This window comes from Pseudoalteromonas sp. S3785 (genome assembly GCF_005887365.1).
Lineage (GTDB): Bacteria > Pseudomonadota > Gammaproteobacteria > Enterobacterales > Alteromonadaceae > Pseudoalteromonas.
The window spans coordinates 12,911-24,713 of record NZ_PNCT01000027.1 but is presented as its reverse complement, the minus strand read 5'-3'; the positions used below and the strand labels follow the sequence as shown (position 1 = coordinate 24,713).

Sequence of the window (11,803 nt, the reverse complement as noted above, 5' to 3'; positions counted from 1 at the left end):
CTTCTCCCGAGCAATTATCAATACCTAGAAATTAGGGAAGGTATTTAGCAGGGTTGACAGCTTGCCCACGGTAGCGAATTTCAAAACGAAGCGCAGTGACCGAAGATTCTGACTTGCCCATTTCTGCTATTTTTTGTCCTGCCTTAACTTTCTGCTTTTCTTTAACAAGTAGTTTCGAGTTGTGTGCATAAGCACTTAGGTAATCATCATTATGTTTCAAAATGATTAAATTACCGTATCCTCGAAGCGCATTACCCGCATACACCACCGTTCCTTGTGCTGCGGCTAAAACTGAAGCCCCTGTACGGCCAGTAATCTGTAAACCCTTGTAACCGTTTTCCTTATTAGAAAAGCGTTTAGTCACTTTGCCCTTTGCAGGCCAAAACCACTTTACTTTACTGCTCGACGAAGGTTTAGCATTACTAACTATTTCATTGGCTTGTTTTCGAACATACTCTCGTTGTTTCGGCTGATCAAGACTTTTCTTTAATTTTTTGTTACTTTTTTTCTGTGTTTTATTTTTAGTGCTTTTACTCTTATTAGAAGAGTTTTTAGCAATACTATTTTTATCATTGGCGGTTAGGTCAATAACCTGGCCAGGGTAGATAACATAAGGTGATGGAATTAAATTGTTTTTTGCAAGCGCTCTAAAATCTTTTCCTGCGCTAAAGGCAATCGAATAAAGTGTGTCACCTTTTTGCACCCTGTATTTACTACCATAAATGTTAACGCCTTTTTGAAAATCGTTAACATTACTATTTAAACTACTTACTGGAGCTGGCGCGTTCCGAGATGAGCAACCATGGAGTAAAACTGCTGCAAATACAATTAAATAAAGTGAAAATCGTTTATTCAACAGGTTTTACTCCAAAACTATAAAAGTGTTGTTTTTAGCAATTAACGTAGAAAAAAGTACGCTATTACTATTAATACAACTAAACCCCAGCCAAGTACTTCAACATATTGACGTAATTTTTGCTCCATTTTAACTCCGCCCCACTTCATTAAAGCTGAAACTAAAAAGAAACGCGCACCACGGCCAATTGCTGAAGCTATTAAAAATGGCAAAAAGGCCATCTGTAATACCCCTGCACCTATGGTAAATACCTTATAAGGTATCGGTGAAAACCCTGCTAAAAATACCACCCACACACCATACTCTTTAAACCACGTAAGTGCTGTTTCAAACTTTTCTTGCCAATGCATTTGCTCTATTAACGGCTGAACAACCGGCTCAAATAACCAGTACCCTAAAAAATAACCTACAATACCACCAAGCACTGAGGCAACCGTTGCAAAGCTTGCAAAACGCCACGCTTTACTTGGCTGTGCAAGCGACATAGGGGCCAGCATGACATCAGGGGGCACCGGAAAAAAAACCGACTCTGCAAAGCTCATGGCTGCTAAGTAGCGCTCAGCAAAACGGTGTTTTGCCCACACGAGGGCCATATCGTATAACTTAGTAAACAATTTCAACGTGAATTCCTATTCAATATCACCAGGGACGAGGGGGACAAACCGTACGGGTGCAATAACATGCTCTGCGAAGCCATTGCCTTGGCGAATAATCATGGTTAATTTTTGTTCTTGCTCTCCAATAGGGGCAAGCAATACCCCCCCATCAGCTAACTGCCCGAGCAAGTCCTGAGGCACTTTTGAAGCGGCGGCAGTAACTATAATACCATCAAACGGAGCTTGAGATTGCCAGCCTTGCCAACCATCTCCATGTTTCATGGTTACATTGTATAAATCAAGTTGATGTAAACGGCGTTTGGCTTGCCATTGCAGCGTCTTAATCCGCTCAACCGAAAATACTTTATTAAAACATTTGGCTAACACCGCGGTTTGATAACCAGAGCCTGTGCCAATTTCTAATACTTTGTCGCGCACACCCGCTAAATAAAGCAGCTCGGTCATGCGCGCCACAATATAAGGTTGCGAAATAGTTTGCCCTTGTCCTATAGGCAAGGCCGTGTTTTCATATGCTTTGTGCTTTAGCACATCATCAATAAAGGCATGGCGTGGTATATCGGCAATGGCTTTTAATACCTGTTTGTCTTCTACCCCTTCTTGCTCTAAAAGCTGAGAAAGCGCATTAGCACTGCGCGAGTAATTAGCCAGCACGGTTTATCTCCATTTCAGCCAACCACTGTCCTACCGCTTCAATACTCTCTTTTGCTGTCATATCTACACTTAATGGCGTTACTGATGCAAAGCCATTATTAATAGCGTAAAAATCAGTACCCTCACCAGCATCACTTTCAATACCAAGCGAACCATACCAAAAAATATCGCGCCCCCATGGGTCTGTTTGTTTGGTCATGGTTTCCGCTTTATGACGAGCACCTAATCGTGTTACTTGTACGCCTTTTAATTCACTTAAAGGAACATCAGGTACATTAACATTGATAATTTGATCTTTAGGTAGTGGGTGCGAGGCCAACCCTTTAATTATGTTTACGGTTACAGCAGCTGCGGTCTCAAAATGCTCACCATGGTGCGAGCAAAGTGATACTGCAATTGCTGGTAAACCCAAATGGCGCCCTTCAGTTGCCGCTGCAACAGTACCAGAATAAAGCGTGTCATCGCCCAAGTTAGCACCGTGGTTAATACCTGCCACTACTAAATCTGGGGTTTCATCAACTAACTGATTAACCCCTAGATGTACACAATCCGTCGGCGTGCCATTAACAGATATAAAACCGTTTTCAAGGGTGGTTGAACGTAATGGGTTGATGAGCGTTAACGAGTTACTGGCGCCACTACAGTTGCGGTCTGGAGCGACAAGAGTTACATCGGCAATTTGCGTAAGGGTTTGGTATAAAACCGCAATCCCTTTGGCATTTACACCATCGTCGTTACTAAGCAGTATCTTCATTTTGACTGTCCTTTTCTTTTCGCTCATTAGGGCTTGCATCGGTGTAATCCACCAGCTCACGTAAAAGAGCGGTAGCAAAACACCCTTTAGGCAATCCAAAGCTTAATTTTAAAGTCGTTTCGTCTAGTGTTTCTATGGTTAAATTTTGCGGAATGAGGCGCAGCATACGGCGCTCATTTTTAAGGCCTAATTCGCCTAAGCCTTCACACCATGCTTGGTACGGTTTTAACCATATTTTTTCTTGTTCAGTTAAACCTTTTTCACTTTTTCCCACCATAGGGGCCGACATCATAATATCGCCAGAGGCTAAACGTGCTATGTTTTCATCGCTTATTGCATCTTCAAAAAATGCGTTACTACCGCTGAGCATAAATACTTCACGGTGCATGGTTTTGGCTAAGCCATGCTCTTTAACACGCAAGCTCACTATTTGATTGAATACATGAGAACGGGCGGCGGAAATAATAATACCGCGCAGTTTTTTATCGCGAATACGCTCCCCGGCAAACATTTTTTCGGCCATTACTAAATTATGCCCATCGCGACCAAATCGTTGCTCGCCAAAGTAGTTAGGCACACCAGCACGCACGGCATTAATACGACATAATATATCAAGCGGCTCGGTAACATTACGAAGGGTAATAGTGAATCGGTTTCCTTTATGGCAACCAGTGCGTAACTTGCGCTCGTGGCGCTGTTGCGAAACCACAAAAATGCTGTCGCTATTTAGCTCGCTAAAATCAATATGCTTTTTAATGGGCACTTTTACGCTAAACCATTGGCTACACACGCCGTGGCGGTCTTTCATGCCGGCATAGCTTACTTCACGCGGCGACACTCCAGCCTTTTGTGCAATTAACTTAGCAACGTATTGCGTGTTTTCGCCTTTTTTTACCACTTGCAAGCATACATGCTCACCACTGCCGGTAAACTCTATACCGAGGTCTTCATCAACCATAAAATCTTCAGCAGTGGTTTTAAAGTCTGCTTTTGAAAGCGGTGCGCCGTATAAATAGTTTAAATCGCTCATGCGTTGGTGGTACTCGTAAGCGCTTTATTCATAATAACCACCGCATGGCTAGAAATACCTTCTTTGCGCCCTTCAAACCCAAGCTTTTCGGTGGTGGTGGCTTTAACGTTAATTTGGCTAAGCTCGCAATCTAAATCGCTGGCTAAATTAGTGCGCATAGCGTGGATGTGCGGCAGCATTTTTGGCGCCTGTGCAACAATAGTGACATCGCCGTTACCCAATACATAACCTTGCTCTTTGGCAAGGCCTACAACATGGCGAAGTAAAATACGGCTGTCGATATTTTCATACTCGCTCGCCGTATCCGGAAAATGCTTACCAATATCGCCCATCGCCAACGCGCCTAAAATAGCATCGCATAATGCATGAATAGCAACATCGCCATCAGAGTGTGCTAAAAACCCCTGCGGGTAATCTATTTTTTCGCCGCAAATTGTTATTGGGCCTTCGCCGCCAAATTTATGTACGTCAAAACCATGGCCAATTCGAATCATAATGCTTGCTCGTTTTGTTGTTTGTTTAATAAAAACCCCGCCAGGTCTAAATCCTCTGGCGTGGTTATTTTAATATTGTCGCTTCGCCCTGAAATTAGTTTAACGGGCTTGCTTGCCCACTCAATGGCACTGGCTTCATCGGTAATTGTTACGTCTTCACAAAGCGCATGCTGCAACGCATTTTTTAGCTCGTCATATTTAAAAAACTGTGGCGTAAGGGCTTGCCATAAATCATCACGAGGCACGGTTTGCTCACTATGCGTGCTACCGCGTTTGATGGTGTCTTTCACTTTGCTTGCTAAAATACCGCCTTCGTCGTCGGCTATACAATGCGCTATTAAGGTTTCAATATCGTTAATAGTGACAAGTGGGCGGGCCGCGTCGTGCACCAACACCCATTCAGGAGGGTTATTTTCTAAAAATAATAAACTATTAAGCACTGAATCAGCACGCTCTTGTCCGCCGTTAGCGCGCAAGATGCGAGAGTCTATACATGGAAGCGTGTCAAAATAAGGGTCTGTTTGGCTCACGGCGACCACTATTTGGCTTAAACTTTGAAGCTGCGAAAGCTTACAAAGCGTATGCTCTAAAATAGTTTTTCCTGCCAATTTAATATACTGCTTAGGTGCGCTGTGCTGCATTCTGCTACCCACGCCGGCAGCAGGGACAATGGCAGCAATTGTAGTATTAATTTTCATGTTGTTTACCCGGTAAAACACGTATAAATGTTTCATCCGGTTTAATCATTCCTAATTCGTTACGAGCGCGCTCTTCTATGCCTTCTTGGCCAAGTTTTAAATCTTCTATGTCGGCGGTAAGTACTTTATTGCGCTTAATTAGTTTTTCGTTTGTTTGTTGATGAGAAACAACGGCCGCTTTTAAACGCGTATAATCTTGCACACCGTTATGACCAAACCAAAGTCGGTATTGTATAAACAGTGCTAAGCACAACAGGCCAAGCTGAAACAACCGCATTTAACACTCCCTATTCGTTTTTAAATAAAATTAGGCTTGTGGGCGTTTTATATTACGCCAATTAATATTACCCGCTAATAGCATTTCTCTAAGTGAAAGCAGCCTAGGTGCGCAGCGTTTTGAAAATTGCCACTGATGCCCACAACACGCGGCTGTTAAACTCATTTTACTGGGTTTTACCAACTGCGCATTTGCATGCTCTAAACCCTTGCCAAAAAAATCGAACCAACCTAGTTCGTTGCAATGCAGTTTATTGTCGCTTACTTGATCTATGCTGTCTATTCTTAGCCTCACTTGGTCATGGCTATTTAATAACACCGGCACTATTAGCCCCACTTTGGCATATTCTTTATAAAAAAGTTCATTTGCCTGAGCATTAACCTTTGGTGGCGTTGGCTTTTGTTTTTCAAGCCAGGAGCCATTTTGCGAATCAAGCGTAAAAGGCGAGCCACCATTAGCAACCAATGTGGCCGCGCGCTCTATGTAATACGGTAAACTTTTTAATTGGCGACGAAGTTTATCGGCATTAGGCTCAGCAACTAGGCGCTGCACCTCACGCTGATAAAACGCATTACACAATTGTGCATACAACACCTTTTGCGCATCACTTTGCCATATTTCTTGCTGCTGAGCTGCAAGTGGCTGATTTTTCGCGACCAATAGTTATACTCAAAAAACGAATAGGTAGCTGTTTTATAGCACACCAACGATTATTTTTTAAGCACACACTACAATTTAAGCGCTTGGTTTTTCACCTAACTTAGCAATGCCGCTTTCTAAAAATTGCACCACGGTATTGCGCTTTTTACCAATTAATAAACTGCCATCGGCTAAAAACATAAAGTTTTGCCAATTGCGTTTAAATACATCAAAAGTGGTTTCGATAACGTTATCGCGCGCCATACAAAAATAAACCGTGGTATTAGCCTGCCAATCTAAATGATCCAATATGGCTTGTGGTAAGCTTTCATCGCCATTTTCCCAGGCATCTTCCCAGTTTACTTCATCGCTAAAACTTTCTTCTTTACCGCACCAATCGGTTTTATCAAAAAAATCGGGGTGGTCGAACTCGCGACTCACCATAGTGCTCCAAAGCACCGCAGCACGTTCGCTGGTCATGGGTTTTATACGCGCAGCGTCTTCATCAGATACAGGGAGGTCTTTATGACGAAAAACCCAGGCCTTTTTGTGATCATCGAGAGAAATATAATTCATAATGTTGGTGTATTCTTTGGCATAATAAAAAGCAAACGCAATTATACAAGAGATCAAAACATGACTACAGCAATAAAACCGCTTTCCCTCAAACCTGGCATATATCAGCACTACAAAGGGCCGCAATACAAAGTATTTTACGTAGCTAAACACAGTGAAACCGACGAGCAACTAGTTATATACCAAGCCCTTTATGGCGAGTACGGCATGTGGGCACGCCCACTAAGTATGTTTTTAGAAACCGTTGAAAAAGATGGCGAAACCATACCTCGTTTTGCATACCTTGGACCTGCAGATTAACTATGGCATTATAAACCACATTTAATACTGCTCAGACCAGATAAGGGTAACCCGTGCAATTTAATTCTACCGACAATTACATCGCAAGCAGCTCACTAAAACAGGCTGTAAATGCCGCCATTATGCTCGAAAAACCATTGTTAATTAAAGGTGAACCAGGCACGGGTAAAACCATGCTGGCTGAGGAGCTTGCAAAAAGTTTAGATACCGAGCTTATTCAGTGGCACATAAAATCGACCACCAAAGCGCAGCAAGGTTTGTACGAATACGATGCCGTATCGCGCCTACGCGACAGCCAACTCGGTGACGAACGCGTACACAACATTGGCAACTACATTGTAAAAGGTAAATTGTGGCAAGCGTTTAACTATGCCGAGCTTAACGGCAAACGCCCTGTACTTTTAATTGATGAAATAGACAAAGCCGACATCGAGTTTCCAAACGATTTACTACTAGAGCTTGATAAAATGGAGTTTCATGTTTACGAAACCAACGAGCGCATTGTAGCCAAAGAGCGCCCAATTGTGATCATCACTTCAAACAATGAAAAAGAATTGCCAGATGCCTTTTTACGCCGCTGCTTTTTTCATTATATTGATTTTCCTAGTAGTGACGAAATGCAGCAAATTGTTGATGTGCACTACCCTAACGTTAAACAAGATTTAGTTCGCCAAGCACTCGAAGTATTTTTTAACTTACGTGAAGCCAACGGCCTTAAAAAGAAGCCCTCTACCAGTGAGTTACTCGATTGGTTAAAGCTTTTAATGGCAGAAGATATAGACGCAAAAACGCTGCACGACAAAACCCAAAAAGGCGGCTTAATGCCAATGTTTGGCGCTTTACTTAAGAACGAGCAAGACATAAGCCTAATCGAAAAACTAGCGTTTATGAGCCGTCGCTAACATGCTAGTACAGTTTTTTTTCATGCTGCGCAAATACCGCTTACCGGTAAGCCTGCGCGAACTACTCGATTTAATTAACGCCTTAAAAAAAGGCGTTATATTTGCCGATGTAGATGGCTTTTACCATTTAGCCCGCACCATAATGGTAAAAGACGAAACCCATTTTGACAGGTTTGACAAAGCCTTTAGCGACTATTTTAGCGGCATTGCCGACCTTGATTTGCTCGAGAGTTTAAAGCAACAGCACAACTTACCTAAAGACTGGTTGCGTAAAGAGTTTGAAAAACACCTAAGTGATGAAGAAAAAGCCCAACTAAAAGCCATGGGTGGGCTCGACGAGCTTATGAAAACCTTAAAAGAGCGCTTACAAGAGCAACAAAAACGCCACGCAGGTGGCAATAAATGGGTGGGCACTGGTGGTACATCACCTTTTGGAGCGTATGGGTATAATCCTGAGGGCGTGCGTATAGGGCAAGACGGCAACCGTAATCGCCAAGCGGTAAAAGTGTGGGATAAACGCGAATACCGTAATTTAGACTCTGACAGAGAAATTGGCTCACGTACAATAAAACTCGCCCTTAAAAAACTACGTAAATTTGCCCGCACTGGCGCAAGTGACACCCTTGATTTAAACGAGACTATTCGCGCAACTGCCAAACAAGGCGGCATGCTGGATGTAAAAATGGCACCCGAACGCCACAATGCTGTAAAAGTATTGATGCTATTTGATATTGGCGGCTCAATGGATGACTACATTCATACCTGTGAAGAGCTATTTAGCGCTGCCCACGGCGAGTTTAAACACCTAGAGTTTTACTACTTTCATAACTGTTTATACGAGCACGTTTGGCAAGATAACGCGCGGCGCCATTCAAACATCATCGACACCATGACGCTGATTAATAAGTTTACCAGCGACTATAAAGTGATATTTGTCGGTGATGCCACTATGGGACCTTACGAAATTGCCTACCCAGGCGGCTCGGTAGAGCATTACAACGAAGAGCCCGGCAGCGCATGGTTATCACGAATCACCAATCACTTTGATAAAGTCGCGTGGCTCAACCCACAACCGGTTGAACATTGGCCGTATTATCAATCAATTGATTTTATAAAGCAGCTAATGAACAACCGCATGTATGCGCTGAGTTTAGATGGGATAAGTAGAGCAATAAAAGAGTTGAGTTAAATCTAAATTAACGACGACTCAGCGCTAGCAGCAGAGCTTCGGGCGTGAACCTATAACTTTGTTGGGTGGCGCCTTCGGCTTAACCAACCTACCTTTAGACGTAGGTCGGATAAGTGGAGAAGCCACGCCATCAAAAAAAATGATGAATTAACTAGAAACATTCTGACTTACAGCGCTAACATAAAAAGGCGGCTCGATTACAAAATCTATTCGTTATTCTATCTAGTTATTAAGTAATCAAGGTTATAAAAATTAAAATATTAAAAAAAATGAGTGTTGATGATGAGTGTTTTTTTGTATGTAGTGACGTTAATTATAAGCTTTATTTCTATTGGATATGTATTTTTTGAAAAGTTTCGCTTTGACTTAGAGGCTCCGATTGAAAACTGGGTTAATACTGCTAATTATTTCAACGGCATATTTACCCCACCACTTTTAGCTGTTACTTCTATTTTTATTCTTTTAACTTGGCGAACAAGTAAAAAAGAACTAAACAGTACTAAGGATCTATTAAATAGACAAATTCTAGAGCTAGAATTTAAAAATGAGTTTGACATTTTTTCTGGGCGAATAAAAAATTTATCTTATGAAATAAACAAAGCACCTGAACACCAATTTAAAAAATTCATTTATATGAATTTACTTACACATAAAGGGCCTAGTTACTACAGCCCCTTATTTAGAGTATCCATACCTGAAATAGAAAAAAAAGTAAGTAACAAAGAAAAAGAAGAATTAATTCTTAATTACATAAATGATAGTGTCTTTGACTTGGGTAATTCTATCAGCATGTATATAAAGTTAGGGGGTCCTAAGCTGGAATTGAAGGCTATACTTTCAAATCTAGACAATATAGATACAATTTTTAAAGTAATCGTAGGCTATATTTTCATCGAAAGTAAAAAAGGGAGTTTATGGTTCAAGACCTTTCGAAAACAATTGATACTAATTTCTAAAAAAAAGCTCAAGAATCAACAAAAACATATGTTTGAAGAGCTAATTTTCAATATTGATAGCGATTTAGTTTTAGATATTGTGGAATTTTTAGCTCTTACAGAGCTTACTGAAGAGCAAAAGGAGCTTTTTAAAGAACTTATTTTAGAATAATTAGGTGTAATTCCCTTTCATACCAAAATGATGTGACATATTAAATGTTTTTCGAATATTCACTATTTCATCGGGTGAGATAGCAAGATCGTTAATATCATTTACCGCATGAGTACGTAACGTAAGTTTTCCTTGTGAATGTGCTTTAGCATCATCAAGTGCTGTCGTTAATTCTGAAAATAAATCACGTTTGCTCATTGCGCCAGACTTTAAAAACTCAAGTTTTAGTTTTTAGAGTCTCTATTTTATTATTTATAGTTAAATTAAGAACTCTACAGAGTCCTTTGATTTCCATTCAGCTTTTCTCATTACTGTAATTACAATGTTCTCATGATGCTCACCAGAATGGCTTTGAATCTTATTTACAGCGCACGGCATATTAATATGTGAGATTGTGCACCGAATATTAAATGTACTATTGTGCTTAAGGTTTAAAATGTTCTCTTTATGTCTCGCGGTTAAACGGTTAAATATACTGTTTAGTTCAGCAATCATAATCATTGGGGTGTTACGAGAGTCATTCATCCTATCTTTGACAAAGTGTTTTGACATTTTAAATGACATATTGTGTTTACGGAGTATTTCATTGACCGAACTTTCTAATGCAGATATTTCAGCTTCAGTAATCATTTTATGCACCTCCAATGTGCTTATTATATAACTCCAATAACTTCGAATTCAGTTCAGCATCAGTAAAAGCAACTACATTACCAACGGGCTTCGAATCTTCTAAGCTTCCTACTCTCACTTCAAAATTTTCATTATCAAAACTATCTATGAAAATATGACTTCCTTCTTTTTCATCATAAAATGATGCGAAGTTGTCTGTAATTGCCATATCAAATTTCATGGTTTCTTCCTTGTAGATTAAACATCAAATAATAAAACCTAATAGTATGCCGTTTCATAACATGCATATTAATATCTTTACCCGGCTAACTTATCAAATCACTTACTAACTTACTAACTTACTACAAAATAATAGCCACTTAACATTAATCTGTTGACTCTAAATAGCATTGATTACACAGTTAATGAACAATCGCATGTATGCGCTGAGTTTAGATGGGATAAGTAACGCGATAAAAGAGCTGAGTTAGATATTAATTTACCTCAGCTCAGCGCTAGCAGCGGAGCTTCAGGCGTGAACCTATAACTTTGTTGGATGGCGCCTTCGGCTTAACCAACCTACCTTTAGACGTAGGTTGGATAATGAGTTAACTAGAAACAACCCGACTTACAGAGTTAATGGAAAATATAAAAAAAATCAGCAATATTTATTATTACTTGCTAATAAACTTACACATTGCTAATCCTAAAGCATCGCCATCGCGTTTTACATAACCATATTGTGTATAAAAACTCTCTTTTCCGTGAGCACTTAATAAAGCTATTGTCGCGCCATTAGAGCAGGTGCTGCTTAGGTAGTTTTCAATGTGGGTCATAACTAAATGACCAATGCCTTGTTTTTGATAACTTGGCGCAACAATTACATCTTGAATATAAAAATACATTGCGCCATCACCAATTACTCTCCCAGTGCCTATCAACTTATCAGTGTCGTATACAGTGACCCAAAAAAGTGAGTTTTCGATGCTTGCTTTTAAAATTTCATCGTCAGGATTTTGCCACTTTACTTGTGTACGTAAATTAGCAAATTCATCCAGTGCTGGGGCTTCAAGTTCAACGTTATAAACCATAATATCCCCTACT

The 11,803-nt window shown here is 40.5% G+C and carries 18 protein-coding genes; 4 read left to right on the top strand and 14 right to left on the bottom strand.

All coding sequences use genetic code 11. The annotated features are described in order from the left end of the window. Window positions 1–31 precede the first annotated feature (31 nt). From CWC17_RS07875 to CWC17_RS07830, 10 genes are all read right to left on the bottom strand, one after another. Complete coding sequence (locus CWC17_RS07875) at window positions 32–856, bottom strand: peptidoglycan DD-metalloendopeptidase family protein (RefSeq protein ID WP_138542045.1); 825 nt, start codon at window positions 854–856, stop codon at window positions 32–34. 41 nt (window positions 857–897) lie between these two features. Then, a complete protein-coding gene (locus CWC17_RS07870) occupies window positions 898–1,476 on the bottom strand; it encodes a YqaA family protein (RefSeq protein WP_055015402.1) in 579 nt (192 codons plus the stop codon). Between the two features lie 9 nt (window positions 1,477–1,485). Further along, complete coding sequence (locus CWC17_RS07865; protein WP_138542044.1) at window positions 1,486–2,124, bottom strand: protein-L-isoaspartate(D-aspartate) O-methyltransferase; 639 nt, start codon at window positions 2,122–2,124, stop codon at window positions 1,486–1,488. Continuing rightward, entirely contained in the window at window positions 2,114–2,878 is a 765-nt protein-coding gene (gene surE, locus CWC17_RS07860; RefSeq protein ID WP_138612537.1) for a 5'/3'-nucleotidase SurE, read from the bottom strand. The genes CWC17_RS07865 and surE overlap by 11 nt, the downstream gene beginning before the upstream one ends. Continuing rightward, complete coding sequence (gene truD / locus CWC17_RS07855; protein WP_138612536.1) at window positions 2,862–3,908, bottom strand: tRNA pseudouridine(13) synthase TruD; 1,047 nt, start codon at window positions 3,906–3,908, stop codon at window positions 2,862–2,864. Before truD ends, surE begins: the two co-directional genes overlap by 17 nt. Then, complete coding sequence (gene ispF, locus CWC17_RS07850; RefSeq protein WP_138612535.1) at window positions 3,905–4,402, bottom strand: 2-C-methyl-D-erythritol 2,4-cyclodiphosphate synthase; 498 nt, start codon at window positions 4,400–4,402, stop codon at window positions 3,905–3,907. The genes truD and ispF overlap by 4 nt, the downstream gene beginning before the upstream one ends. Beyond that, a complete protein-coding gene (gene ispD, locus CWC17_RS07845) occupies window positions 4,399–5,100 on the bottom strand; it encodes a 2-C-methyl-D-erythritol 4-phosphate cytidylyltransferase (RefSeq protein WP_138612534.1) in 702 nt (233 codons plus the stop codon). The genes ispF and ispD overlap by 4 nt, the downstream gene beginning before the upstream one ends. Then, window positions 5,090–5,377, bottom strand: a complete 288-nt coding sequence (ftsB, locus tag CWC17_RS07840) for a cell division protein FtsB (protein WP_055015408.1) — start codon at window positions 5,375–5,377, stop codon at window positions 5,090–5,092. Before ftsB ends, ispD begins: the two co-directional genes overlap by 11 nt. 30 nt (window positions 5,378–5,407) lie before the next feature. Beyond that, window positions 5,408–6,037 carry a hypothetical protein gene (locus CWC17_RS07835; RefSeq protein ID WP_138612533.1) on the bottom strand — a complete coding sequence of 210 codons (630 nt, stop codon included), beginning with the start codon at window positions 6,035–6,037 and terminating at the stop codon, window positions 5,408–5,410. Between the two features lie 75 nt (window positions 6,038–6,112). Next, entirely contained in the window at window positions 6,113–6,592 is a 480-nt protein-coding gene (locus tag CWC17_RS07830; protein WP_138542039.1) for a DUF2947 domain-containing protein, read from the bottom strand. A gap of 60 nt (window positions 6,593–6,652) precedes the next feature. On the opposite strand from CWC17_RS07830, the gene CWC17_RS07825 reads away from it, so the two are divergent. The 4 genes from CWC17_RS07825 to CWC17_RS07810 all read left to right on the top strand — a co-directional run bounded on the left by CWC17_RS07825 (window position 6,653) and on the right by CWC17_RS07810 (window position 10,090). Next, the gene (locus tag CWC17_RS07825; RefSeq protein ID WP_055015410.1) at window positions 6,653–6,892 is read left to right on the top strand and encodes a DUF1653 domain-containing protein; all 240 of its coding nucleotides are present in this window, start codon (window positions 6,653–6,655) and stop codon (window positions 6,890–6,892) included. 53 nt (window positions 6,893–6,945) lie between these two features. After that, on the top strand, window positions 6,946–7,794 hold the full coding sequence (locus tag CWC17_RS07820) for an AAA family ATPase (RefSeq protein WP_138542037.1): 849 nt from the start codon (window positions 6,946–6,948) through the stop codon (window positions 7,792–7,794). A gap of 1 nt (window position 7,795) precedes the next feature. Then, window positions 7,796–8,983, top strand: a complete 1,188-nt coding sequence (locus CWC17_RS07815; RefSeq protein WP_138612532.1) for a vWA domain-containing protein — start codon at window positions 7,796–7,798, stop codon at window positions 8,981–8,983. A gap of 279 nt (window positions 8,984–9,262) precedes the next feature. Further along, complete coding sequence (locus CWC17_RS07810; protein ID WP_138612531.1) at window positions 9,263–10,090, top strand: hypothetical protein; 828 nt, start codon at window positions 9,263–9,265, stop codon at window positions 10,088–10,090. On the opposite strand, the gene CWC17_RS07805 is transcribed toward CWC17_RS07810, so the two are convergent. From CWC17_RS07805 to CWC17_RS07790, 4 genes are all read right to left on the bottom strand, one after another. Beyond that, window positions 10,091–10,288, bottom strand: a complete 198-nt coding sequence (locus tag CWC17_RS07805) for a hypothetical protein (RefSeq protein ID WP_249935905.1) — start codon at window positions 10,286–10,288, stop codon at window positions 10,091–10,093. A gap of 60 nt (window positions 10,289–10,348) precedes the next feature. Continuing rightward, the gene (locus tag CWC17_RS07800) at window positions 10,349–10,720 is read right to left on the bottom strand and encodes a hypothetical protein (protein ID WP_138612530.1); all 372 of its coding nucleotides are present in this window, start codon (window positions 10,718–10,720) and stop codon (window positions 10,349–10,351) included. A 1-nt stretch (window position 10,721) separates the two neighbouring features. Further along, window positions 10,722–10,940, bottom strand: coding sequence for a hypothetical protein (locus CWC17_RS07795; protein ID WP_138612529.1), 219 nt, complete (start codon window positions 10,938–10,940; stop codon window positions 10,722–10,724). Between the two features lie 433 nt (window positions 10,941–11,373). Continuing rightward, the gene (locus CWC17_RS07790) at window positions 11,374–11,790 is read right to left on the bottom strand and encodes a GNAT family N-acetyltransferase (RefSeq protein ID WP_138612528.1); all 417 of its coding nucleotides are present in this window, start codon (window positions 11,788–11,790) and stop codon (window positions 11,374–11,376) included. Window positions 11,791–11,803: the final 13 nt, after the last annotated feature.